General features: G+C 62.3%; 24 protein-coding genes. 15 read left to right on the top strand and 9 right to left on the bottom strand.

Translation table 11 applies throughout. From position 1 onward, the window contains the following. Nucleotides 1-832: 832 nt before the first annotated feature. Genes gspD through gspG form a run of 5 tightly spaced genes read right to left on the bottom strand, consistent with a single transcriptional unit; the run spans nt 833 to nt 5,001 of the window. Nucleotides 833-2,773 carry a type II secretion system secretin GspD gene (gene gspD / locus O4H31_RS18120; protein ID WP_269347996.1) on the bottom strand — a complete coding sequence of 647 codons (1,941 nt, stop codon included), beginning with the start codon at nt 2,771-2,773 and terminating at the stop codon, nt 833-835. Next, nucleotides 2,770-3,645, bottom strand: a complete 876-nt coding sequence (locus O4H31_RS18115; RefSeq protein ID WP_269347995.1) for a type II secretion system protein N — start codon at nt 3,643-3,645, stop codon at nt 2,770-2,772. Before O4H31_RS18115 ends, gspD begins: the two co-directional genes overlap by 4 nt. Beyond that, nucleotides 3,642-4,004 carry a type II secretion system minor pseudopilin GspI gene (gene gspI, locus O4H31_RS18110; RefSeq protein ID WP_269347994.1) on the bottom strand — a complete coding sequence of 121 codons (363 nt, stop codon included), beginning with the start codon at nt 4,002-4,004 and terminating at the stop codon, nt 3,642-3,644. Before gspI ends, O4H31_RS18115 begins: the two co-directional genes overlap by 4 nt. After that, on the bottom strand, nt 4,001-4,507 hold the full coding sequence (locus O4H31_RS18105; RefSeq protein WP_269347993.1) for a prepilin-type N-terminal cleavage/methylation domain-containing protein: 507 nt from the start codon (nt 4,505-4,507) through the stop codon (nt 4,001-4,003). The genes gspI and O4H31_RS18105 overlap by 4 nt, the downstream gene beginning before the upstream one ends. Next, nucleotides 4,504-5,001, bottom strand: a complete 498-nt coding sequence (gspG, locus tag O4H31_RS18100; protein WP_120351462.1) for a type II secretion system major pseudopilin GspG — start codon at nt 4,999-5,001, stop codon at nt 4,504-4,506. Before gspG ends, O4H31_RS18105 begins: the two co-directional genes overlap by 4 nt. Before the next feature lie 76 nt (nt 5,002-5,077). On the opposite strand from gspG, the gene gspL reads away from it, so the two are divergent. From gspL to gspF, 4 genes are read left to right on the top strand one after another with little or no spacing between them, the layout of a single operon-like run. Beyond that, nucleotides 5,078-6,235, top strand: a complete 1,158-nt coding sequence (gene gspL / locus O4H31_RS18095) for a type II secretion system protein GspL (protein ID WP_269347992.1) — start codon at nt 5,078-5,080, stop codon at nt 6,233-6,235. Beyond that, nucleotides 6,232-6,684 (top strand): type II secretion system protein M, encoded by a 453-nt coding sequence (locus tag O4H31_RS18090; RefSeq protein ID WP_269347991.1) that lies wholly within the window; start codon nt 6,232-6,234, stop codon nt 6,682-6,684. Before gspL ends, O4H31_RS18090 begins: the two co-directional genes overlap by 4 nt. After that, nucleotides 6,684-8,210: a GspE/PulE family protein gene (locus O4H31_RS18085; RefSeq protein WP_269347990.1), complete on the top strand. Its 1,527-nt coding sequence runs from the start codon at nt 6,684-6,686 to the stop codon at nt 8,208-8,210. The genes O4H31_RS18090 and O4H31_RS18085 overlap by 1 nt, the downstream gene beginning before the upstream one ends. After that, nucleotides 8,210-9,421 (top strand): type II secretion system inner membrane protein GspF, encoded by a 1,212-nt coding sequence (gspF, locus tag O4H31_RS18080; protein WP_269347989.1) that lies wholly within the window; start codon nt 8,210-8,212, stop codon nt 9,419-9,421. Before O4H31_RS18085 ends, gspF begins: the two co-directional genes overlap by 1 nt. On the opposite strand, the gene O4H31_RS18075 is transcribed toward gspF, so the two are convergent. Further along, a complete protein-coding gene (locus tag O4H31_RS18075) occupies nt 9,418-10,035 on the bottom strand; it encodes a hypothetical protein (RefSeq protein ID WP_269347988.1) in 618 nt (205 codons plus the stop codon). The genes gspF and O4H31_RS18075 overlap by 4 nt on opposite strands. 35 nt (nt 10,036-10,070) lie before the next feature. Between O4H31_RS18075 and O4H31_RS18070 the strand changes: the two genes are divergently transcribed. The 3 genes from O4H31_RS18070 to O4H31_RS18060 are packed head-to-tail and all read left to right on the top strand — an operon-like array spanning nt 10,071 to nt 12,597. After that, nucleotides 10,071-11,207, top strand: coding sequence for an ABC transporter substrate-binding protein (locus tag O4H31_RS18070; protein WP_269347987.1), 1,137 nt, complete (start codon nt 10,071-10,073; stop codon nt 11,205-11,207). Continuing rightward, nucleotides 11,204-11,731 (top strand): PulJ/GspJ family protein, encoded by a 528-nt coding sequence (locus tag O4H31_RS18065; RefSeq protein ID WP_269347986.1) that lies wholly within the window; start codon nt 11,204-11,206, stop codon nt 11,729-11,731. The genes O4H31_RS18070 and O4H31_RS18065 overlap by 4 nt, the downstream gene beginning before the upstream one ends. Next, entirely contained in the window at nt 11,728-12,597 is an 870-nt protein-coding gene (locus tag O4H31_RS18060; RefSeq protein WP_269347985.1) for a general secretion pathway protein GspK, read from the top strand. The genes O4H31_RS18065 and O4H31_RS18060 overlap by 4 nt, the downstream gene beginning before the upstream one ends. A gap of 87 nt (nt 12,598-12,684) precedes the next feature. Here O4H31_RS18060 and O4H31_RS18055 read toward each other — a convergent pair whose 3' ends face one another. Together O4H31_RS18055 and O4H31_RS18050 are read right to left on the bottom strand one after the other, a co-directional pair. Continuing rightward, nucleotides 12,685-12,882 carry a hypothetical protein gene (locus O4H31_RS18055; protein ID WP_269347984.1) on the bottom strand — a complete coding sequence of 66 codons (198 nt, stop codon included), beginning with the start codon at nt 12,880-12,882 and terminating at the stop codon, nt 12,685-12,687. Nucleotides 12,883-12,906: 24 nt separating this feature from the next. After that, nucleotides 12,907-14,532 (bottom strand): DUF4331 domain-containing protein, encoded by a 1,626-nt coding sequence (locus O4H31_RS18050; RefSeq protein ID WP_269347983.1) that lies wholly within the window; start codon nt 14,530-14,532, stop codon nt 12,907-12,909. A gap of 182 nt (nt 14,533-14,714) precedes the next feature. On the opposite strand from O4H31_RS18050, the gene O4H31_RS18045 reads away from it, so the two are divergent. The 8 genes from O4H31_RS18045 to O4H31_RS18010 all read left to right on the top strand — a co-directional run bounded on the left by O4H31_RS18045 (nt 14,715) and on the right by O4H31_RS18010 (nt 21,418). Next, complete coding sequence (locus O4H31_RS18045) at nt 14,715-15,191, top strand: prepilin peptidase (protein WP_269347982.1); 477 nt, start codon at nt 14,715-14,717, stop codon at nt 15,189-15,191. Between the two features lie 120 nt (nt 15,192-15,311). Next, nucleotides 15,312-15,581 (top strand): hypothetical protein, encoded by a 270-nt coding sequence (locus O4H31_RS18040; protein ID WP_269347981.1) that lies wholly within the window; start codon nt 15,312-15,314, stop codon nt 15,579-15,581. Nucleotides 15,582-15,634: 53 nt separating this feature from the next. Then, a complete protein-coding gene (locus O4H31_RS18035; RefSeq protein WP_269347980.1) occupies nt 15,635-16,105 on the top strand; it encodes a hypothetical protein in 471 nt (156 codons plus the stop codon). Then, the gene (locus tag O4H31_RS18030) at nt 16,102-16,926 is read left to right on the top strand and encodes an HTTM domain-containing protein (RefSeq protein WP_269347979.1); all 825 of its coding nucleotides are present in this window, start codon (nt 16,102-16,104) and stop codon (nt 16,924-16,926) included. Before O4H31_RS18035 ends, O4H31_RS18030 begins: the two co-directional genes overlap by 4 nt. Continuing rightward, nucleotides 16,923-17,255: a DCC1-like thiol-disulfide oxidoreductase family protein gene (locus O4H31_RS18025; RefSeq protein WP_269347978.1), complete on the top strand. Its 333-nt coding sequence runs from the start codon at nt 16,923-16,925 to the stop codon at nt 17,253-17,255. Before O4H31_RS18030 ends, O4H31_RS18025 begins: the two co-directional genes overlap by 4 nt. Nucleotides 17,256-18,314: 1,059 nt before the next feature. Then, nucleotides 18,315-19,031 (top strand): sugar transferase, encoded by a 717-nt coding sequence (locus tag O4H31_RS18020; protein WP_419723615.1) that lies wholly within the window; start codon nt 18,315-18,317, stop codon nt 19,029-19,031. Nucleotides 19,032-19,102: 71 nt separating this feature from the next. Further along, nucleotides 19,103-20,002, top strand: coding sequence for a CpsD/CapB family tyrosine-protein kinase (locus O4H31_RS18015; protein ID WP_269347976.1), 900 nt, complete (start codon nt 19,103-19,105; stop codon nt 20,000-20,002). A gap of 114 nt (nt 20,003-20,116) precedes the next feature. Continuing rightward, nucleotides 20,117-21,418, top strand: a complete 1,302-nt coding sequence (locus tag O4H31_RS18010; protein WP_269347975.1) for a GumC family protein — start codon at nt 20,117-20,119, stop codon at nt 21,416-21,418. Nucleotides 21,419-21,423: 5 nt separating this feature from the next. Here O4H31_RS18010 and O4H31_RS18005 read toward each other — a convergent pair whose 3' ends face one another. Further along, nucleotides 21,424-22,734 carry an oligosaccharide flippase family protein gene (locus O4H31_RS18005; protein WP_269348000.1) on the bottom strand — a complete coding sequence of 437 codons (1,311 nt, stop codon included), beginning with the start codon at nt 22,732-22,734 and terminating at the stop codon, nt 21,424-21,426. Nucleotides 22,735-22,833 lie beyond the last annotated feature (99 nt).

The raw sequence follows: 22,833 nt of genomic DNA, 5'->3' as shown, positions 1-22,833 counted from the left end.
GGGAAGTGTGTTCACATGGGTCAGTTCTCAGTGACAATTTATGGGGCTACCGGGTCAGTTCTCAGTGACAATCAACAGTTTAGGGGGCACATCGCACGCCATTGAGGACCGGTCTGTTCGCCGCAGACCGGTCCTTGTTTTTAGTCGATCTTGGTGAATCTCTCGTTTAGCGGTGGGTGCGATACCGGACCGCTATCGGCGCCTTCGAGTGGGACAAAAATCCTGAAAAACCCTGAGCGCGCATGGGAAAATGAATTGTCCCACCGCACCCTAACCATCTGATTGGTCAGACTTCTTGAAGCCCCCTACGGGCTGCCACTTTTCTTCCATGAATTTATGCTTCAACAGCCGCTCCGGGCATTGGTTTCCCACGAGGTTCTGGTTGCAAGTCACTCTGTGATAAACGGGCCTTCTCGAGCCAGTCGAAACATGACTCGGCGAGCCCCTTACGATCAAGCTCCTGAACATATTGAGCAGACGCCTTATGGTCGGAGTGAATCAGGTGGGCAGCGATCTCGCACAGGTTGGCACCAGATCGGGCCAAGTCTTGGGGGCTGCTTTGCGAGCGCCACGCTGCAACAGAAAGCGCAGTTCGATCTGCGCTTCTTGGCTTTCCCCAATAACCTTCACAGCACATGTCAAACCGCCCGGCACGCCCCATAGATGGGCTACAGAGCTTACTTACGGCAAGAGTAGCATCATGCTACCCCAACTCTTCGAGAAGGGAGTTCTATGCAGCACGTATCGGCTCTGGGCGCCAATCCTACTGATCAATCATTGCAACGTCATCGTTCCGCGAACCGACCGTAGACGTTACCCGCGTGACCCTACCTCAATACAGCCCCTGAATTTCCAGTGGCAGTTGCTTCACCTGCTGCTGTTTCAGCACGGTCTTTGGCTGGGGCGTCGTGTCTGCTGACCGTAGCTTGTTGTAGCGGTTAGCCGAGGCCGCCGAGATATCTTCGCGGCTGCGCAGGATGGTGGGGCGCAGGAAGACGAAAAGCGTGCGTTGTGTGTTGCGGCCATTGCGGGTCTTGAACAGGTCGCCGACCACCGGCAGATCACCCAGGCCGGGCACCTTGCTGCTGCCGTTGATCCGGTCGTCGGTGATCAGCCCGCCCAGCACCACGGTGCCGCGGTTGTCGGCCATGACGGTGGTGTTGATAACCCGCCGGTTGGTCACGAGGTCAGCCGCGCCTTCGACATTGGCGTTAGTGAGGCTCGAAATCTCCTGTTCAATGACCAGTTGCACCACCCCGCCAGCGGTGATCCGCGGCACCACGTTCATGGTGATGCCGACGTCACGCCGCTCGATCGTGGTGAAAGGCGTGGCGGTATTGCCATCGGTGGCAAAGCTGCCGGTGCGGAAAGGCACGTTTTGGCCCACGACGATGGTCGCCGGTTCGTTGTCGAGCGTGGTGACCGAAGGGGTGGACAACAGCCGCGCGCTGGTCGATTGCGACAGCGCCTGCACGAGGATGCCAAAATCGTTGCCCCCTGCGCCCAGTGTCAGCCCGGTCGAGAGCGCGGACCCCGCAGGCACGCCAACAGCCGACAGAACGGAGCCGAGCGAGACCCCGCCGCCATTGGAAAAATTAGTCGCGGCGATGGCACCGGTGGGAATGTTCGGACCCAGACCCAGCTGCGCGCCAAGCCGTTCGGCAACTTCGCCCGAGACCTCGACAATGGCCGCTTCGATCATCACCTGAGGGCGGCGCACGTCGAGCGCATGAACCAGTTGGCCGATCTCTTGAACCTGCGCGGCGGTGCCACGCACGATGATGGAATTGGTTGCGACCGAGGCCGTGATATTGACGGCATCCGGGGCCACAACGCGGCTTAGAGGGACAAAGGCGCCCTCCTCGGCCTCAGCCGCAGCACCGACATCGGCGGCCACGACATTGGTGATGTCGGTCGCTTCACCCACGGTGCCCTTGATGATGTCTGCAATCACCTGAGCATCGCCGTACTGCAGGTTGAAGACCGTGGTGGCCACGGCCTCGCGTGGATCACGGCGCGGGGCCACGTCCATCGCGATGGCAAGGTTGCGGATCTCGGTGATGTCTTCGGGCGTGCCCCGCACGAGCAAAAGGTTCGAGCCGGGATCGACAGAGAGCCGCGCGCCGGTACCTGCCGGGCCCAGCACCTCAAGAATGGCATTGCCCACGGTCGCCGCATCGGCACTGCGAAAACGCAGCACTTCGGAGCGCACCAGTGCGTCACCGTCAAAACTGCGGGCGATTGCCATGATCCGGTCCACATTGGCGCGGGTATCGGTGATGACCACGCCGTTGGGGTCTTCGACCGCTTCGATATAGCCCGATTCAGCCACCAGCGGGCGCAGCACTCGGACAGCCTCTGCCGAAGGCAAGCGATTGAGACGCAGCATCTCGGTCACGAAATCCTGGCTGCCCGCATCGTCGGCCTCGCCCAGATTGGGGCCACTTGCGGTGCGGGCCTCGGCCTCAGGCACCACCTGCCAGATCGATCCGGCCTGAACGGCGACGAAGCCGCGCACCCGCAGAATAGACTGGAACAGCGACCAGACGCCTTCGGCATCCAGCGCCTCGGCAGAGACCACCGTGACCTCACCCACAAGGCCCGGGTCCAGCACCAAAGTCCGGCCAGTGATCTCGGATATCTGCTCGACCAAGAGCGAGATATCCGCATCGCGCAGATTGATGACAAAGGTCTCTTGTGCCCGCGACGGGGCAGGCAAGAAGGTCAGCAGCCCTAGCACCAAGGCGGCAAGAAGGGTAAGCGGGCGGGTCACTGAAGCGGGAATGACATCACGATTGTGCGGCCATCCCTTTCAACTTCGATGCGGGCAAGGCCGGATTCGGCGATCACGTCATAAAGCGCGCGATCCTTATCCACGTTGCCGACACTCTGCCCGTTCACACTTGTCACGATGTCTCCTGCCCTCAATCCAGCGCGGTTTACACCCACGTCGTGCTTTTCTGCGATGGTATAGCCTTTTTCCCCCGGCACCAAACCAATCGTGTCGAGCACCTGAGCCGGATTGGCGATGATGCGCTTACGCCACATGTCGATATAGTCCTGCGTGGTGACAGGCTCTGCCCGAGACGCGGCATCCACCTGTTCGCTGATCGACCCGCCCTGCCCCGAGGTGATCAGCGCCATCAGCCGCTCTGCGCCGGTCGGCACGGCCTCGGCGTCCGGAGTGGCCTCGGCACCTGCAAAATAGAGCACAATCTCAGCGCCATCTTTGCTGAGGGTCACCCGGTCCTGCGCGATGGCGGTGAGCGTGGTGCCCGGTGCCACCTCCTCGTCAATGCGGTAGTTGCCCTCCGACTGGTCCGAGCGGAGCAGGGCCAGCGAACGGCTGGGATCATCGCGCACGATCACGCCCAGAAGGACCAGATTGAGCGGCGCCTCGACGGCTTCGACCTCGGCCACCGGCACCTCGGCGGCGCCAAAAGGCGCCAGCGCCAAGGCGGGGCCGAGATCGGTGGGGGCGGTTGGCGCTTCGACCGGCGCGCGCAGCACGGCGACGGGCGGCATCACCCGGTCATGGCCCATCACCCGCCATGTCACATCCGCCCCTGCCACCGCCACGCTGCCCAGAGCGCCAAGGATCACGGCAAGCCGCAGCCATCTGCCTAAAGGTGCTATCGGGATCATGACGGCGCTCCAATATCGAGATACCCATCCAACACGTAAAGCGGCTGGTCGCTGCCCGCGATCGCGCTGCGCAGGGTCACGGCCTCGACCGCCGGGTCTTCGGTGGGACGGCGGGTCACGGTGATGTCAAAGTCGATGCCATAGATTTCCAGCGCGGCGGTCGCCGCCGGCAGCCCGGCGCGCAGTTCCGACAGGCGGTATTCAGCGGCCCAGCGGGCGGCGACGCGGTCCGACAAATCCGTGATGCGGCGGGTATGACCCTCGCTGGCCGAGAGCAAAGACACCGCCCCAAGCGCCAGCACCGCCATTGCCACCAAGGCTTCGATCAGGGTAAAGCCTGCATCCGCCTGCCGCCTCATTGCGCCACCTCTAACCGGGCGGCGTTGAGACCGTCAAAACGGATCACTACCGGCGCGCCCGCGCCTGACAGCAGTTCCAGCGTCAACGGCGCGGACACACCGGGGTCCATGTTGCGCGACAGCACCAAGCTGCCAGCCGCATCGGCGATCCGGGTGCCGCCGTCAAATAGATGCGGCGCGGCAAGGATCGGCAGGTCATGCGCCTGCCATCTGTCGCCATCATATAAATCAAAACGATAGCCTTCGGCCGCCCAGACAAACCCCAAGGGCACCCCGGTCAAGATCACCTCATCCGCCGCACGGTTCAGCCGCGCCACCAGCAGATCCGCCTCCTGCCCTGCCACATCGCCCCGCGGACCAGAGCCAAAGCTCAGCCCCACCACTCCAGCCAGAATGCCGATCAGCGCGAGAACGACAAGCACCTCCACCAGTGTCACGCCAGCATCGGGCAGCCGGTGTCGGCCCGGCGATGTGAATGGGGATGTGGCGGAAATTGGAGTCACCTGTTGGCCTGCAACTGCCCATGCGCGATATCTGCATTGGCGCCCTCGCCCCCTGGCGCGCCATCCGCGCCCAACGACATTAGGTCAAAGCCGCCATTCTGCCCCGGCGAGGCATAGAGGTAATCATTGCCCCAAGGGTCAATCGGCACGGCGGTCAGATAGCCCCCCGCCACCCAGTTGCGCGGCTCGGGCGGGGAGGTCGGGCGCACAGCCAGCGCCTCCAACCCCTGTGTGGTCGTGGGATAGGTGCGGTTATCTAGGCGGTAGAGTTCCAGCGCCGAACTGACCGCACGGATGTCCGACTGCGCCACCGTAGCCCGCGCCTCATCGGGGCGGCCAATGACGTTGGGCACGATGATCGCGGCCACCAGCGCGATGATCACCAGCACTACCATCATCTCGATCAGGGTCACCCCGGCCTCGGGGTTACGCGCGCCTTTGCGCGCTGGATGAGTGCGCGGGCACGCTTGGCGCAAGTTTTTCCGATGGCCCATGAAACTGTTCCCCTATCTGTCGCGTGGCTTTGGCTATACTATGGTAAAAACAGGATGATTGAAAAGGCAATTTTACGTGAGTAATCAAAGTATTACGTCAGAATTGGACGCCTCTGAGCGCCCTATAGACCTGCGCGATGAAAATGCTTTGAAACCTCTGCTGTCTCCTGCGACTGCCGGTCTACTCGCCCGCGCCGAAGCCTATTGCCCGAAGGAAAATGGCCTATCCGCAAGGCTTGTGGCCGCCGAACAGGTCGGCAGCTTTCTGGTCGGTGTGCCCCGCGCCACCGCCCGCCAAAGGCGCGCCTTGCTGACCTTTGCCGTCGAAGACCGGATCGCCGCCCCGATCCAGTCGGTGCAGGTGATCCAAGGCCCGCTTGAGAACGCCGATCCGGGTCAATTGCTGGCCTTTGTCCTGTCGCAAGAGATCATGGCAGAGATCGCCGCCGCCGGTGCGTCCTATCTGCCGGAGTTTCTGATGATTCCGCGCCCCGATGCGGGGGGCGGCCCGGCGTGGTCGGTCTGGCGCGAGGGCGACAGGGCGGTGGTTCGCTCCTCGGACGGCACCGGATTTGCCCTGCGGACTGAGATGCTGCCGCTGTTCTGGAGCCGGTCGGGACACCCCAAGCTCTACGCGCTCGCCGAACCTCTGGGTGACGCTTTGCCAGCCGAAGACCTCTCTCCCGCGCCACCGCCGCCGGACCCGCGCGACCTTACTTTCAGCTTTGCGCGCCAGCGCACGACAGGGGCCGAAGGGTTTGCAGCGTGGCGATGGGCCGCGGTGGCCGCGGGTGCGGCGCTGTTGATCCATCTTGGCCTCACGGCCTTTGACACCGCCGCCCTCAAACGCATCGCGCAGCAGGAACGCATCGCAGCCGAAGCCGCCATTGCAAACATACTGCCCGGCGTCCCGCTGACCGGCGATGTGGGGCCGATCCTCGCACGGCTCACCCCGGCCCCCAGCGAGGAGGGGCGCGGCCCCTTCTTGCCGCTGCTGAACGAGGTCTCGGGCACATTGGCCTCGGACCCTGCGAGCGTGGGGTTCCGCCGCCTGTCTTGGGGGCGGCGCGACAATACGTTGGTGGTGCTGATGCAAAGCCCCGGACTGGAAGATCTGCAACGCATTGAGCAGGAACTTGAAACCGCAGGCTTTGCCGTGCGCAGCGGGGCGGCCACCGCTGGAAATGGCGGCGCGGAAGTTGAGATGCGCATCACCAAAGGGGCGGGCGGATGACAGGTTTTGACCGGCTCAGCAGGCGCGAAAAACTGCTCATCGCTCTTGTGATCCCGCTGGCCCTTTTGGTGGCGCTTTACCGTTTTGCATGGATGCCGCTGCAGACGAGTGAGGCGCAGGCGCGGGCCGATATCGCGGCGTACCGTCTTGTGCAGGACACTGCAGCACTGGCCGCCCAGACCGAGATCGCGCCGACTGCGCCGATCAATGACACCCCGCTTGCCACCCGGATCACCAGTTCCGCCAGCGCGGCGCAGCTGACCCTGCGCCGGATTGAGCCCGAGAACGACGGCATCCGCGTGACCTTGGACGACACGCCCTTTGCCACCCTGCTGCTTTGGCTTGCCGATCTCGAAGAACAGCATGACGTGACCCTTGAGGCGCTCGAAATCGACCGCCGCCCGACGCCCGGTGTGATTTCGGCCCGTCTGTTGCTTGGAGCCCTGTGATGCCTGAACCAAGCCTCCTGCCCCGCCTCGCCTACGGCTTTGCCCAAAGCCATGGCGTCATCGTGACGCCCGGCATCGAGGGTCCGCTGTGTCAGTATCGAAGCGACGCGCCGCTGGAGGCGCTGATCGAAGCGCAGCGGGTCTGCGGCACGACATTGACCTTCGAAGAAGTCGGCACCACGGAATTCGAGGCCGCGCTTGGCACGCTGTATCGCGATTCCGCGTCCGAGGCCGCGCAGGTGGCCGCTGATGCCGATGACGATCTGGTCACACTTGCAGATACGGCGGCCTCTATCGACGACCTTCTGGCGCAGAACGACGATGCCCCGGTGGTGCGGCTGATTAACGCGCTGCTGCTCGAAGCGGTGAAGGAAGGCGCGTCGGATGTGCATATTGAGACCGAAGAGCGCCGCCTGCTGGTGCGTTTCCGCGTCGATGGTATCCTGCGCGAGGTGATCAGCCCCAAACGCGCACTGGCGCCCTTGCTGGTGAGCCGGATCAAGGTCATGGGCAAGCTCGACATCGCCGAAAAACGCCTGCCGCAGGACGGGCGGGTGTCGCTGCGGGTCGGCGGCTATGACCTCGACGTGCGGATCTCGACCATTCCGTCACAATTCGGCGAACGGGTGGTGCTGCGTCTTTTGGACCGGGGCCAGACCCTGCGGGGCATCGACCATCTGGGTCTGTCGCCGCGCGACAATACCGTGTTGAAGCGCATCCTTGCCCTGCCCGACGGCATGGTGCTGGTGACCGGCCCCACCGGCTCGGGCAAGACCACAACGCTCTATGCCGGGCTCGACATGCTCAACGACCGGCAGCGCAATATCATGACGGTCGAGGACCCGATCGAATACACAATGGACGGGGTCGGCCAGATGCAGGTCAATGCCAAGACCGACCTCAGCTTTGCCCGCGGGTTGCGCGCGATCCTGCGGCAGGACCCGGATGTCATCATGGTGGGCGAGATCCGCGACCGCGAAACCGCGCAGATAGCGGTGGAATCGGCGATGACCGGGCATTTGGTGATCTCGACCCTACACACCAATACGGCCATCGGCGCGGTTTCACGGCTGGTGGAAATGGGGGTAGAGCGATTCCTGCTCGCACCAATGCTGCGCGGGCTGATCGCCCAGCGTCTTGTGCGGCGCAACTGCCCGGACTGTCTGGCCGATCACACCGTCACCCAGACCGAAAGCGATCTTTTGGCGGGCAAGGTCAAACCCGGAGAAATCGTTCAGAAAGGCATGGGCTGCGACAATTGCCAAAACAGCGGGCATCGCGGGCGTCTGCCACTGTACGAGATCATTGAGGTCGATGGCGACCTTGAGCGGATGATGCACGAAGGCCAATCCGAAGCCAGCCTGATCGCCGCGGCGCGGGCGCGCGGTCCGGGCATTCTGGAAGACGGCATCGCCAAGATGCGCGCAGGCATGACCACGGCGCAAGAGGTCGCGCGTGCAATCCATGAGGGCGCGGTTCTCCCCCCGCCTGCCCATGACGCCTCGCCCGCACCGGAGGCTGACTAATGCCCGCCTTTGCCTATGAAGCCCTCACCCCCGCGGGCAAATCGACCAAGGGCATCATCGAGGCCGCCAGCCCCGCCGCCGCCCGCAGCAATCTGCGCCAGCGCAACCTCGCGCCGCTCTCTGTCGAGCCGACAAAACAGAGCAAGACCGCCAAGCAATCGGGCTTTGGCAAGCCGCGCATCCCGCGCCGTGCGCTGACGCTGTTGACACGGCAACTGGCCACGCTTGTCGGGTCGGGCATCGGGGTCGAACAGGCGCTGAAAACCGTAGCAGATCAAAGCGGCAAACCGGCGGTGACCTCCCTGCTGCTCAACCTGCGCGCCTCGGTCCTAGAGGGCCGCAGCTTTGCTCAGGCGCTTGGCGATTACCCGAATGTCTTTGGCGATTTCTACCGCGCCTCAGTGGCGGCGGGAGAGACATCGGGCCAATTGGGTCAGGTGATGGAGCATCTCTCAGGCTTTGTGGAAACCCGCGCCAAGAACCGCCAAACGGTGCAATTGGCGCTGCTGTATCCGGCGATCCTTGCCGTGGTGTCGCTGGCAGTGATCGTGGCGCTGCTGACCTTTGTCGTACCCGACATCGTGCGGGTCTTTACCTCACGCGGGGCCGAACTGCCGTTTCTGACCCGTGCGCTGATCTCAGTGAGCGACTTTAACAATGCTTGGGGGCTTGTGGTCCTTGGGGGGTTGGCCGCGACGGGACTGGCGGCGGCAAGCCTGCTGCGGCAGCCCGCGGTCCGGCTGCGCTGGCACCGTTTCCTGTCGCGCTCGGTGCTGACGCGGGGGTTCTCGCTCAAGACCAATGCGGTGCAATTTGCCGGCACCCTCGCGACCCTGACGGTCAGCCGCGTGCCTTTGGTTGATGCGTTGACAGCGGCGGCGCAGACGGTGCCGAACCTGTACATCCGCGCGAAGGTCACTCAGGCCACAGCGCGAGTGCGCGAAGGGGTGGCCCTGTCGCTGGCGCTAGAGGAGGCCAAGGTGTTTCCGCCGATGCTGATCGCCATGGTGGCCAGCGGTGAAGCAGGTGGCGTGCTGGGTGCGACCCTGACCCGCGCCGCAGATGATCAAGAACGCGATCTGAATGCGCTGGTCGCAGCGCTGGTGGCACTGGTCGAACCGGCCGTGCTCCTGATCATGGGCGGGATCGTGATGCTTTTGGTGCTGTCGATCCTGCTGCCGATCGTCAACCTGAACAATCTGGTGACTTAGAAAGGGTATTCGATGATGATCGGGCCGCCGGTCGGCATGCCGGGCACCAAGACCGCCCCTTCGGGTTCGACCCGTGCAATCACGCGGCGGTCGCCGGTCACGGTGAGTTCCGCGAGCACGCTGTCGCGGTCGCGCAGCAGGCCGCGGGCATCATTGCCCTGCGTGGTCAGATCAAGCGTCATCTGCGGCACCGACGCGGCGCGCCCCAACAAATCTTCGCAGTTGCCCGCTTCGACCGAAACAACCCCCGCCGCCGCAGCACGGCCCTCTCGCCAGCTCAGGCTCTGCAGATCGACCACCGCGCGTGAGGTGCAGTTTTTTAGCGCCAGCCCGGGGATAAGCGCCATCAGCCCCGGCCCGGCGCGGCCCACGACCGTTTCAGCCTCCAGCGCCCAAGGCGTGGCACGTGCAAGCCCGGTCAGCTGGGTGTCGCGGCCCTGCAGGGTCCAGTCGACCACGCCGCGCGCCAGCAGCAAGGGCTGGCCCCGAACTTCCCAATCCAGCGAATATCCACCGCTAAGCACCGCGCGGCCTTTCCACAGGCCGCCATACAGGTCAGTAATCTGTGCAGGGACAACCACCACCCGGTGCAGCGCGGTCGCCGGGAGGGTCACGATCAATGCAGCCAGGTAAACAAGGAGCGCGAAAGATGCCAAAAGCACGAGCGAAACAAACCCCCGAAGCCGCGATTTGCGGGTCTGGGTCGGCGCTGACACGGCGGCGTCTGTTGCTGGGTCTTGGTGGGTCATCGGCTCTCTTTGGTCTGTCGGGCTGTGGCGGGCTGTCTCTGACGGGGGGCGACAAGCTGCCACCAGCGAATGCGGTGGGTCAGGCGGTTCTGCTGGCCCCTCTCAGCGGGCCGCGTGCCTCATTAGGTCAGATCATGCTGGCCGCTGCAAGCCTTGGCGGCAATTCCACAGCACCGGGCGCAGAGGTAGCGGTGGTCGACGCGGGCGACAGTAATGCCTCGGCGGTTGTGGCGGCCAAAGCGGCGCAGGCAGGCGGCGCGCGGATGATCCTTGGGCCAATGTTCTCAGGGCAAAGCCGCGCCGTGGCGGCGGCGGTGGATGTGCCGGTGGTCTCGCTGTCCAACGACAGCTCAATCGCCGGGGGGAACCTCTTTGTCTTTGGCATCACCCCGCAGCAATCGGCCAAATCGATCCTCGGGTTTGCGGCCTCACGTGGCAAGCGCAGCGTGGCCACCGTCGTCCCGCCCGGTGCCTTCGGGGCCCTGTCGGCAACAGCCGCGCAGGCGGTGGCGGCCAGCGTCGGGATCAAGATGCCCGCCCCGGTGGTCGCAGCCTCGGCCGCAGGGCTGGTGGACAAAATCCGCGCGGCCAACGGCGGAGCGCTGCCCGATGCGGTCTATCTGCCCGTGGTCGGCGGACCGTTCGAGGAACAGGCCGCCGCCCTCAAATCCAGCGGGGTGCAGCTGTTGGGCTCCGAGCAATGGGCCTCAATCACCCCCTACCGGATCGCGGCGCTGCAAGACGGGTGGTTCGCCGCCCCCGACCCAGTGGGATTTGAAGCCTTCGCCACCGCTTTTGCCGAGGTCAGCGAGGCCGACCCCGGCGTGCTGGCAGGGCTGGCATTCGACGCCGTGGAAATGGCCCGCATCCTTGGCCGAATTGCCCAGCAAGACCGCAAGGGACTGCTGCGTGAGGCGGGCTTTGACGGTGTTGTCGGCCCCTACCGGTTCCAGATAGACGGGCAATGCAGCCGCGGCTTGGCGATCCTTAGTGTGACCAATGGCGCCAACAACCTGATCGGCTCGACCGGCGCATGACCCCCCGGCGCGACCGCATGGCCGGGGTGACATTGGTCGAAATGCTGGTGGCGCTGAGCCTTTTTGCCATGGTCGGTCTTGCCGCCTTTACCACCTTGGACACGATCCTGCGGGTGCGCGCGCAGACCGATGGGCGGCTGGAGCATCTGGCCCGGCTTGACCGCGCGCTCATGATCTTTGGCCGCGACCTGATCGAGGCCGACCCGCAGGCGGTCACGTTGGAGGCGGGCGTACTCTCGGCTCCGCTGCAAGACGGGCGCACGCTGCGCCGCTACCTGCGTGCCGAGGGGGAATTGCACCGCCAGTCGGGCAGGCAAAACGCCGACCCCGATCTCACGCAGCCCCTTGTGCCAGAGGTCGAGAGCCTGACTTTCCGCGTGCTCGACGGCGCGGGCATTTGGCATGACACCTGGCCTGACCCCGCCAGCGACACTCCGGCGTCTGCCGTGGACCTGCGCCTTGAGGTCACCGGAGCAGGCACGCTGCGGCGGCTGGTACCACTAAGCCAAGTGGTGCCGAAATGAGGCACCGCGAAGCTGGGGTGATCCTGATCAACGTGCTGGTGGCACTGGCGCTTGGCGCGGCCATCGTCGTGTTGATGTTCACCTCACAGGAAAATCTGATGGACCGCACCCGCCGGGCTGCGGCGGCCACGCAGGCCGAAGCGCTGGCGCTTGGCGCGGAGGCATCGCTGGTCGCAGCCCTGCGCCGCGACATGGAAGAGGCCCCCGAGACCGACCATATGGCCGAGCCTTGGGCGCTGGCCGCGCAGGAGGAGGTTCAGCTGGAAACCGGCAGTTTCTCTATCACCGTGAATGACGCGCAGGCGCGGTTTGACCTCAACGCCTTGGCGGCGGGCCGGCTTGCGCAGCAGCAGACATTGGCGCAACTGATCACTGCGCTGGAACTGCCGGACCGTGTGGCGCTCGATATCAATGACCATCTGATCCGGCGCGGCCCGGTGCGGGACTTGGCGGAAATCCAAGCGTTGGACGCCCAGACCCGCGCCGCGCTGGCACCTCATGTCAGCCTGCTGCCGCAGTCCGGGAATGTGAATTTGAACACGGCCAACGAGACGGTGATGGCCGTGATGCTGGGCTCGCCCAGTGCGGCGCGACAGCTTGCCAAACGGCGCGCGGCGGCGGGTTTTCTTACCAAGGGCGACCTCACAGACGCGGGGATTGTGACGCTGGACGGGATTGGCTTCACCTCGGCGGTCTTTGATGTTGAAAGCCGGGCGGAGGTCGACGGTCTCACGGTTACGCTGAGTTCGCGGCTGCTGCGCCGAACGGTGCTGGGCCAAAAGGAAGTGCGCGTCATCGCGCGCAGTTTCTCGCCCCAAGGGGCAGATACAGCATCCCTGCCCGACCCGCCGCCCTTTCGCCCGTAAAGAACACAGACGCCAAAAAAACGCGGCCTCCCCGAGGGGAAGGCCGCGTTTCAGGTCACTCGCGCCAATCAGGCGCTTGCCGTCCCCTTACGGGTTAAACGGCTCCCGTGTCGGGAACTGGGGCAACGACACCCCAGCGAGGGAAATCGGCTCATCGTTGCGATCCTGCGCGAAGGCACGGGCAAAGTCCGACCCCAGCGAGGCGATCCCATTAAGCCCGTTCCCGCCGCCACAAGCGACCAAAACACCGCCCAGAAGCACAAGAATCGAGATATTCTTTAACATTGGAATTCTCCTATTCCTTTGGGTTTAGTTGTTTGGCGAACCGGCGATCGGCGTGTTCAGGTAGGGGAAGGACGCCCGCAGTTCAGTGGCCCGCAGCGGCGCACCATCGGTGAAGGGAACTTCGCCAGCGGGTGCTGTGTCATCGGGGTCACCATCGCCACAAAGGCCAAGGTTGATGCTGTCTTCGGCACTTGGATCACCGCTGACTTCCTGACCAAGCGGCACGTTGTGACACAAACGGCCCATCATCACACGCAGGGCAAGGTCGACCGTGTCATCGCCGGGGCGACGGCCGTTCGGGAAACCACCCAGATCTTCGGCCAGCAGGCCAAAGGTGTGCTGATCATCACGCGGTGTCGCCGGGAAAGTGGTGTTCAGACGCAGCATTTCCGACAGGTCGGTGGACGTATCAAAGCCGGCTGGCTGGTTCACACCCGGAAAGCCAGACAAGAACGCCGTCACAAGGTCATTGCGCGGGAAGTTCGACGGCGCGATGTCACCCGAGGCGCCAAGCGCGTCGCGGAACAGGATGTCCAGCAAGGCCGGCAGGGTTGGGTTGGTGACATAGACCGCGAGGGCTTCGTCGATGGTCGGCTCAGCAGCGTTGAAGAGGTCCTTATCGGCCAGACCGATGACGACTTCGTTCACCAGCGGGTTCGACAGACGCGACTGCTGCACCCAAGCACCCCCAAAGAGCGAAGTCTGCTCATAGGTCGGCGACGGATCTTCAAGCTCACCCTGCGGCAGGCTTGCGGTGGTCCAAGCGCCGATCACAGCTTCATCGCCTTGGGTCAGGCAGTCAATCGGGACTTCAAGTGCCAGCGTGGTGACATTGGCCTTGCCGATCAGATCGTCATTGGCGCGGTCCTGCACGATGCCGTTCGCATTGAAACCCGGGTCATTGTACTGCGGCCACATCGGGTTATCGGGGCCCTGTACGGGCACGAGGTTCACAAGATCAAAGATCTCGCCGAGGTTCACCGCAAAGGCTTCTTCGCGCTGACCGGCAAAGACACGGCCGGTGCCACAGCCCGGAATCTCGACATTGTCGTAGATATAGGCGTCGGCATAGGCCTCGTAGTCGGGCAGTGTCTTGTTGCCAACGTTGTCGAGTGGCTTAGTGAAGGTTGCACCGCCCGAGTGAGTCAGTTCGGCACGATCGCCGCTACGGCGGTCGCCGGTGATCATGGTGACACCGTAGCTTTCGGTCTCGCCCAAGGCGGCCGTTGGGCTGCTGGCGGTGATCTGACCAGCCGCGCGCAGCGGGATGCCCACGGTCTCGCCGCCGATATCAAGCTGGATACCGGTGCCGCCCTTCAGGTTGTTGTCGAATTTGAACTGGAAGGTGATCTCTTCCTCGGCGTCGGCGTCGTTGCTGACGTGGATCTCATAGATCGCATCGGGATCCATGGTGAAATAGTTCGGGCCGCCATAAGGGGCCTGCAAAGGCTGGTAGTTGGCGATCAAGGTCACATAGTCGCCGCGCCCTGCCTCATAGCTTTTGAACATGTAGAAATCGGTGGCGTCGATCTTTGGCTGCTCGGTAATACCGGGCGCTTCGCGGTGTGACGACGCTGATGCAAGGGTCGTCGTCAGGCACAATACGCTGGCGCAGCTCCCTTGTAGCAGGGTGCGAACGGAAATAGTCATTTGTCTCTCCCAAGTTGGCATTTTTTTGATGTGGTTATTGGTTCTACTCGCCCTGCGAACGCTGAAAAAAATGCAACTCAGTACCCGCATTAACGCAGTCACGTGGTTCGTTAAGAAAAGGTTTCATCCTTTTTGAAAAAAGTTTTGTTGCCGAAGGACGGGATGATTTGTAGGCCAACGGAATGCCTTTGAACGCGGATATGTCGCCGGCCCTATTCCTTGCGAGCACGGCCATTCTGGCCGTGTTGCTGAGTCTGCTGGTACGGATCGACCTGCGCGAGAAGCGCCTGCCGGACCGGTATACCTTGCCGCTCATCGTTCTGGGGCTTTCGCTAAATGCCTATGCTGTCGGCACATTACCAGTGGGCGAGATTTGGGGGGCGATTGCCGGCTATGTGACCTTCTGGGCGCTCGGCAGTTTGTTTTTCAGACTGCGAGGGCAGGAAGGGCTTGGGCTTGGCGATGCGAAGCTTCTGGCCGCCGCTGGCGCGTGGCTGGGGATTAGTGCCTTGCCGATGGTCGTGCTGTTGGCGGCGCTCGGGGCCTTGGGCTTTGCGGTTATCACCCAGCGTGGACGCACGGACCAACTGGCCTTTGGCCCTTGGCTTGCGGCGGCGTTCTTTGCCTTGTGGGTATTGAGGATTGATACCGTCTGGTAGTGATCGCCAGGCCACCGCACTTTATGGAGCGTTTTTGAATGGGGTATCTTTCGCAATGGTATTGGTTCCTACGCGCTTGTGGGCCGGTCCAAGCGCGGCGATAGGCCAGGCTTCGACTTGATGACCGGCATTTCGATCGGCGCCCTCATCGCTCCGTATGTGGATATGGGACAGGCTTACGATAAGGTTCTGACGCGCGTTCTCACCGAAAGTGCCGCAGGTGACGTCATGCGGATGCGGCCATTTCAGGCGATCTTCAGCGAAGGTGCTGCACCGTCTTCAAATCGTCTTCAATCGCTTATCAAGCACCCAACCGCCCAAAACCGATGCAATTTCTATGTTTCCCAACCATGGTTCACATTTTGCCCAATTTTCGTCCCGATTTCTTAACATGGTTGTGTGAAAACTAGATACTGGCGCAAGCAGTGAAAGAGGCCGCAGCAATGACCCATGTACCCACACCAGAGGCCGTGTCACGCCCGCAGAGCGGAAATTTTTCGATGTTAGCGCGCCACATTGCTTTCGGTTTGTTTGCGGTATTGATCTATCTGGGCCCGGCCCCCGGACAGATCTTTGGCTCCCATTCGCCATGGCTGCGAGAGTGGGTCATGTTCTCCGGGGTGGGTGTGGGCATTCCCAATGGCCGCTTTGTCGTGCGACATGAGGATGGTGACGAAACAATGCACACCCCATTAGAAGCGGCAGATATCGAGCAATACCCGTTGATTTTGCACTACCTTTTCGAGAATCGCATTTTCGCGACAGAGCATTTCGCTCATTTTGCCGCACCCCTATGCGCAACGGTACCGGAAACAAGCTCGGTTCGTTTCGAAGGAGCGGTTGGAACCCGTCAGGGCTGGCAAGCCTTGAAGATCGAAAATATCTGCGCCTCCAGCGAAGGAGAGAAACCATGAACGCTGGGGTGATGTTGCGCGACTTCGTCGCTTGGGGCCCGGACGCCACTGGTCCAACGCGGGCAGTTGCAATTTTGCGAATTGGGCTGGCAACCATGGCAATTGTCCGCTTCGGTGCCGAAGTCGCACCCTTCGCGGCAGAGACATTCAGCGAACTGCTGCTGGGATTGGTCTTCTTTGTCTTTGCAATCGCAGCCCTGCTGGGCGTCCGCGCCAGACTGTCAATCGGTCTGCTTGGGCTGACAATATTTCTTCTATACGGGATGAGACAAGCAGGCCTTGGTACCGCGGGTTGGAATCATCACCATGTCTATCTTCTTGGTATATCGTGTATTTTCCTCATGTTTACGGATTGCGGCCGGTCTTATTCCTTTGACCGATGGACGGCCATCCAGAGCGGAAATCGGGTTCTACCTGAACATGGCATCTTGTGGGGGCAGCGCCTGATCGCCCTGCAAATGTCGGCACTCTATTTCTGGACCGCGGTGGACAAGTCAGACCAAGCCTTCATTTCAGGACAAAGGCTCGAACAGATTTTCGTTTGGAGCTATTCGGGTCGCACGCTTGAGATACTTCTCGCCTCTCCCATGCTCCTTGCGTTGATGTCCTGCGCCGTCTTGGTCGTAGAATATTTCCTCGCCTATGCGATCCTTACCCGGCGCCATCGCGCAACGGCCATTTTCATCGGGTTAAGCATGCATTCGACGTTCTACCTGTTGCTCCCCGTCAGCACCTATTCTGCGACGATGATGCTGCTATACCTTGCGTTATTGGACCCGCAATCCGTCCAAAAGTTCACCAAGAGGATGCAAGAGCCATGACGCCTCTGCGGATCGTCTACGATGGTGAATGTCCTTTTTGCGCAAACTATGTCGCGCTCCTTCGACTTCGGGAAGGCCATGCCGTTGAGCTGATCAATGCGCGCACTGAACGAACCAAGGCCAATAGTTATGGTCTGGATCTCAATGATGGGATGATCGTTGATCTTGACGGTGAGGTTTTCCATGGCGCGAAAGCTGTCGCCCTGCTCTCGCGTCTGTCGCGGCGGCGAGGGGTTTTAAGCTCGGACCGCGTGGCGACGACGGTCTACCCGGTGATGCGTTTTGGTCGGGCGGTAACACTTAAGCTTTTGGGCCGAAAATCTCTCTGACCCCCGCCGAGCTAAAACGGTGACACTGCTTTGCCCATAGGCGACGCCATTAACGCCCACACGCAACCCTATGCCAAAAACTGACGCGGACAGCGCAGGTCTACGGTTCACGTGCATTCAGCGACAAGTCAACGCAGCGGCAAAGATCGCGGGGGTTACTAGGCCACCGACAAGCACAGTATTCGTCTGATCCGCCAGCCTATGGCGGAGCCCCGACATACCGGCGCGGCCAAAAAACTTGACGCGCTCGGAAGGATGGGCGGGAACGGCTATAGCTCAAGCGAAGAATAATCTTCAGCTGGCTTGTGTGACGCGAGCACCGACATATCGTCGGTGGTAACAAGATGCTGCCGTTCAGCTGCGCGGCGAGGCACGCTCATCTTGACCTAGGGCGTCCCTTTCTCTCGTTTGAACCCAATAGTTCTAGGGTCTTCAGTATTTGCCTTGGTCTGCACCAACCCAAGCCTCACAACCAACCAAAGAATCCTCTGAAATCTTGCTGCCATTCAGGATGAATTCACGATCACACATCCCCTACCCGCGCCCAACTGTCGCCCATTTATCGCCCTGACATTTTTGTGAGAGTTCCGCGAGAGGTGACCGCAGGCGTGCCGATATCTCATCCCTCCACAAGTGCCTCAGCGTAGGAGATGCAAGCAGCCGGTACACGGAGCGCAGCGCGACGCGGCCCTAAAATAAAAGACAATCTCCTACAATATCAGAGACTTAAGACACCCCCCGCCCATCCGCGCCACTCTCCTCGCGGCATGCCAGCACGGTCCATGCCCGCGCGCCCCCTGCCTAACCCCTACAGTTCCCTCGCTAATTTTTGCCAACCCCCTCTCCTACGAAACAGTCTGTTTCTGAGAAAATGGATCGAATAAGGCGAAAAGGTGGTAACAAATGATACATATCCTACCTGAACGTATAGGCCACCTAGGCCGTTGAGACAAAGCGGGGCGAAGGCGCCGTGGGCCGGACAGGTCCGATTGAATGCGAATGAACCCTGGGGGGTTTGGAATGAAGTACTTTGACGCCCACAGCCATGCCTACGGCTCGATGGAAGCCCTCGCCGGCCCGATGTTGGGCCGGACGCAGCCTGCTGCTGCGGGTGCCGCCGCACTGCCCGCGCCGCGCGCTTTGGCGGCCTTTCGTCTGCGTCCTACCGGCCTTTATGGGCGCTATGCGAAACCGATTATCGACCGGCTGCTGATCCTCGCTTCCCTGCCCATCGCGCTGCCGATCATCACCCTTTGCGCGCTGGCGCTTTGGATTGAAAGCGGGCAGCCCTTTTATACCCAGCAGCGTCTTGGGCGGGGAGGCAAACGCTTCTCTATTTTGAAACTGCGCACCATGGTCCGCGATGCCGATGCCGTGTTGGAAAGCTACCTTGCCGCGAACCCGGCGATGCGGGCCGAATGGGACGAGATGCAAAAGCTGAAGGACGATCCGCGCATCACACGGGTTGGCGCCTTCCTGCGGGCAACCTCGTTGGATGAGCTGCCGCAGCTTTGGAACGTCTTGAAAGGCGACATGAGCCTGATCGGCCCGCGTCCCATGATGCCCAACCAGCTTGAGATGTACGGCGATGCAAAAGCCTATTTCGCCCTTCGCCCCGGCATTACCGGGTTGTGGCAGGTCTCGGCGCGCAACAACAGCCGCTTTACCTACCGCAATGAGGTCGACGCTGCCTATCGCCGCAATCTGTCGCTGCCGATGGACCTGACCATTCTGTTCAAAACCGTCGGCGTCGTCTTGCGCCGGACCGGGTGCTGAGCGATGCTTGCCGCGTCCGGCAACAACGAGAAAATTAGCGCCTCATGTTCAGAAAATCGAAAGGGAAGACGATGAAAGATCTCTACGCATCCGACGCCCTTGGCGCGGACAATAGCGATGTGTCGGCGCAGTTCGGCGGCCCGGGGATGCGGCACAGCATCCGCCCGCGCCGCACTGTGATCGACCATGAGGATGAGTTCGACGGCGATCTTGCGCCCGAAGAGACATTGCCCACCGCCGCTCCGGCCGTGTCGCGCTATATCGGCGACGACCGCGCGCCGCGTTGGCAAGACCTGCCCATCGCCACCCCCGGCCCCGGGGGGGGCATGCCGCTGGTCGACGATCACCGCAACAGCGCCGCCGCGCGGGCCTTTGACCTACTGCGTACGCGCCTGCGTCAAACCACTCTAGAGCACCGCTGGGTCAATATTGCTGTCACCGCCCCCACCTCGGGCTGCGGCAACAGCTTTTCGGCGACCAATCTGGCGCTGAGCCTGTCGCGTGTGCCGGGATCGCGCACCGTGTTGATGGACATGAACATGCGCAGCCCCGGTCTGGCCCGCGCTTTTGACATGCAAGCCCCCGGTGCGATGAGCGACCTGCTCAGCGGGCAGGCCGATCTTGGCAAAGGGATGCTTCGTGTCAGTGACACGCTGGCCCTCGGCCTGAATGACCAGCCCGAGGTGAACGCCGCCGAAATCCTCCAAGACAGCGCCACCGCCGAAACACTGCTGCGCCTGCGCGCCTCGCTGCAGCCAGAAATCGTTCTCTACGATATGCCGCCCATGTTAGAGCATGACGATCTGTCGGCGTTCCTGCCGCAACTTGATGGTGTGTTGCTGATCTCGGACGGGACGCAAACCATGGCGCGTCATCTGCGCGAATGCGAACGCATGCTCGAAGGTCAGGTGCCGCTCTTGGGCATCGTGCTGAACCGTGCGCGCGCGTCCAGCCTTCCGAAATATGCCTGACACCCCCTGTCGCTGCCCCCTCTAGCGCCCTATTATCGCCCAAGTCTTCTGGTCTAGGCAGGGAAACTCCGCCGGGCAACGGTCGGGGGCTTTAGGCAGGTTGGAAAGAGGCACATGGGACCGATCTATACATTCGATGACATCATCGACATGCTCCGCCGTCGGGCGGGCGTGATCATTCTGATCACGCTTCTGGGCTGCATGGCCTCGGTCTACTGGGCGCTGTCGACGCCGCATGTTTACCAATCCTCCGAAGTTATTCAGATTGAGCAGCCCAAGATCGCAAATGATCTGGCCCCCTCCACCGTAGAGGGGTCATCGGCGCGTCGTCTGCAGTTGATCGAACAGCAACTGATGGCCCGCGGCACGCTTGTGGACATCATCCAACGCTTTGATCTCTATGATGATCTTACCGCGCTGCGGATGTCGGAAAAGGTTGATCTGCTGCGCCGTTCGGTTACCATCACCGGGGTGGCCGCCCCGCGCGAGGGCTTTGGCGATGACGGCACCATCTCTGTCATGACCTTCACGGCCGAGATGGACAACCCCGCAGATGCGCAGGCCGTGGCGCGCGAATTCGCCGATCGCACCCGCCAGATGTCGGCGGCCCAACGCCAAAGCCAGACCCAAGAGACCTTGGAGTTCTTTCAGCGCCAAGAGCAGAACCTGATCCGCGACATCTCTGAACTTGAGGCGGAACTGGCCGATTACCGGGCCGAAAATGACCTGTCTCTCGAAGGCAGTCTTGAGTTTCGCCGCGGCGAAATCAGCAGCCTGAACGACGCCCTTCTTGAGCTTGACCGCGAGATCATCGCCACCCGGCTGGCCCGCGACCGGGTCAACCCTGACGCCCGCGCCGCCACCATCGCCCGCGAACAGGCCGAGCTGGACGCCACGCTGGAAAGCCTCACCACGCAGCGCGATTTGCTGCAAGAGCAGCGCGAAACGCTGACCGCCAGCCTGCAAACCTCGCCCGAGGTCGAGCGTGAACTGGCCCGGTTTGATCGTCGCCTGACCCAGTTGCAGGACCAGTTGGAGGTGATCACCGCCCGCCGCAACGAAGCGGAGGTGGGGTTCTCACTCGAATCCGATCAGCGGGGTGAGAAACTGATCACGCTGGAACAAGCCGAACTGCCGGACTACCCCGTCTCTCTCAGCCGCAAAAAGCGGGCGGCGATAGGTGGCATGGGCAGCTTCGCGCTTGCCCTGATCGTGGCCTTCTTGCTGGAACTGCGCCGTCCGGTGATCCGCTCCTCCCGGCAGATGACGCGCGAAACGGGGCTGATCCCCGTCGTGTCGATCCCCGACCTCAGCCCCCGCGAAAAGCGCCGCACCTTGGGCAAAGTATGGCAGGAACGCTTAAAGGCAGGTAAAGAGGGCCGCGCCGCACGTATGGCACGCAAGCAAAAGAGCTGATCCGCTCAGACCGTGGCGCTGAGCCCCAGCACCCGGTCCCAATGAAGCCAAAGCGCCAGCGCGCCGAGCACGATCCCCAGCAGGGCAAAGATCAGATCGTGGCGGGCGTCCCAGACGCCATGCGCCCGGGCGAGCCAGATCAGCACCAGATGCGACAGGGCCATCGCCGCACCTAGGCCAATCAACGCACCGGGCAGCCCGGCGGCGATCACCCCCGCCAACAGCAACCCAATCTGCAAGCTGGCCCGCGAGGCCGAGGAGATAAAAAACCGCCGCGAATCCCCCGCCGCAAGCGCCGCTTGGTCATAGGTCATCCCGATCACCTGCGGCATCAGAGCCAGCGCCAGCATCACCAGAATTGCGCCGCTTTGCAGATAGCGCGGGTCATAGAGTACCGAGACCAGCCACGGCCCTGCCAGCGCCATCACAGCCAAAAGCATCAGCAGCCCCCCGCTCAGCCCATAACGCATCCGCCGCAGCTTGGGATGATCGCCGCCCCCGGCCTCGCGGTAGATCGGGATCATCACCCGCCCGGTGACGTTCTGCCCCAAAAGCAGCGGAAAACTAGCGAGGAAATAACCGATATTGTAGATCCCCAGCCCTTCGAGTGAGAGGAACTTGCCTAAGATCGCCTTGTCCCCTTGGCTGGCAAAGAACCAAAACATGGTCGACAGGAAAATCCATTTACCGAAATGCACCAACTCTCGCACCGCAGGCTGTTCCCAGCGAAAGCGGTTGCCCGGCCCCGGCAGGAACGCATGGGTCAGCGCCAGTTTTGCCAGCGCCCCCACCACGCCACCGACCACCAGCGCCGCCACGGATTGATACAGCACCGCGCCCACGATCATCACCACGATGCCGATCACCTGTGACGCCAGATCCAGCAGTGTCAGTCGGCCCATTTGCAGATGCCGGTGCGCTGTCTCGATCCGCGTGGGATTGAACCCGGCGACCACAAGGCTCAGCGCTGCGATGGGCAGATAGGTCAGCAGCGAAGGCTCATCGTAAAACGCCGCCACTGGCCACGTCAGCGCACAGGCCGCCAGCCAGAGGCACAGCCCCCGGATCGCTTGAATCGTCCAGGCGGTGTCCAGAAAGTCGCGATCATCGCCGCGTTTGCTCTGTGCGATGGAGGGGGCGATGCCAACGTCCGAAAACAGCGTTAGCCCGACGATCACCACCTGTATCAGCGCCATCAGGCCAAAGGCCTCGGGGAAAAGCAGACGCGTCAGAATTAGGTTCGACGCAAGCCGGATCGCCTGCGACCCGCCATAGCCCAAAACGATCCATGAAGTTGAGCGCAGCGCCCGTGCCATCAGGCGATTGCCCGTCACCGCTTGGGAAACCTGTGAAAACACCCGTTGCTGCGCCTTTGCCAATTCTTTGCGAGAGACTAAAGCCTTGCCCGCCCTTGT

Origin of the sequence: Sulfitobacter dubius, assembly GCF_027214245.1 — a bacterium.
Taxonomy (GTDB): domain Bacteria; phylum Pseudomonadota; class Alphaproteobacteria; order Rhodobacterales; family Rhodobacteraceae; genus Sulfitobacter; species Sulfitobacter dubius_A.
The sequence above is the reverse complement of the archived record's forward strand: the minus strand, read 5'-3'. Positions and strand labels throughout refer to the sequence as shown.

Bases quoted from the DNA above. Each gene is read 5' to 3' on its own strand.
- O4H31_RS18055 (WP_269347984.1), bottom strand. From the start codon at position 12,882: ATGTTAAAGAATATCTCGATTCTTGTGCTTCTGGGCGGTGTTTTGGTC.
- O4H31_RS18065 (WP_269347986.1), top strand. From the start codon at position 11,204: ATGACCCCCCGGCGCGACCGCATGGCCGGGGTGACATTGGTCGAAATG.
- O4H31_RS18005 (WP_269348000.1), bottom strand. From the start codon at position 22,734: ATGGCACGGGCGCTGCGCTCAACTTCATGGATCGTTTTGGGCTATGGC.
- O4H31_RS18090 (WP_269347991.1), top strand. From the start codon at position 6,232: ATGACAGGTTTTGACCGGCTCAGCAGGCGCGAAAAACTGCTCATCGCT.
- O4H31_RS18020 (WP_419723615.1), top strand. From the start codon at position 18,315: ATGGAAGCCCTCGCCGGCCCGATGTTGGGCCGGACGCAGCCTGCTGCT.
- gspF (WP_269347989.1), top strand. From the start codon at position 8,210: ATGCCCGCCTTTGCCTATGAAGCCCTCACCCCCGCGGGCAAATCGACC.
- gspI (WP_269347994.1), bottom strand. From the start codon at position 4,004: ATGAGGCGGCAGGCGGATGCAGGCTTTACCCTGATCGAAGCCTTGGTG.
- O4H31_RS18115 (WP_269347995.1), bottom strand. From the start codon at position 3,645: ATGATCCCGATAGCACCTTTAGGCAGATGGCTGCGGCTTGCCGTGATC.
- gspG (WP_120351462.1), bottom strand. From the start codon at position 5,001: ATGGGCCATCGGAAAAACTTGCGCCAAGCGTGCCCGCGCACTCATCCA.
- O4H31_RS18030 (WP_269347979.1), top strand. From the start codon at position 16,102: ATGAACGCTGGGGTGATGTTGCGCGACTTCGTCGCTTGGGGCCCGGAC.
- O4H31_RS18010 (WP_269347975.1), top strand. From the start codon at position 20,117: ATGGGACCGATCTATACATTCGATGACATCATCGACATGCTCCGCCGT.
- O4H31_RS18025 (WP_269347978.1), top strand. From the start codon at position 16,923: ATGACGCCTCTGCGGATCGTCTACGATGGTGAATGTCCTTTTTGCGCA.
- O4H31_RS18050 (WP_269347983.1), bottom strand. From the start codon at position 14,532: ATGACTATTTCCGTTCGCACCCTGCTACAAGGGAGCTGCGCCAGCGTA.
- O4H31_RS18015 (WP_269347976.1), top strand. From the start codon at position 19,103: ATGAAAGATCTCTACGCATCCGACGCCCTTGGCGCGGACAATAGCGAT.
- O4H31_RS18060 (WP_269347985.1), top strand. From the start codon at position 11,728: ATGAGGCACCGCGAAGCTGGGGTGATCCTGATCAACGTGCTGGTGGCA.
- O4H31_RS18085 (WP_269347990.1), top strand. From the start codon at position 6,684: ATGCCTGAACCAAGCCTCCTGCCCCGCCTCGCCTACGGCTTTGCCCAA.
- O4H31_RS18040 (WP_269347981.1), top strand. From the start codon at position 15,312: ATGACCGGCATTTCGATCGGCGCCCTCATCGCTCCGTATGTGGATATG.
- O4H31_RS18045 (WP_269347982.1), top strand. From the start codon at position 14,715: ATGCCTTTGAACGCGGATATGTCGCCGGCCCTATTCCTTGCGAGCACG.
- O4H31_RS18070 (WP_269347987.1), top strand. From the start codon at position 10,071: ATGCCAAAAGCACGAGCGAAACAAACCCCCGAAGCCGCGATTTGCGGG.
- O4H31_RS18035 (WP_269347980.1), top strand. From the start codon at position 15,635: ATGACCCATGTACCCACACCAGAGGCCGTGTCACGCCCGCAGAGCGGA.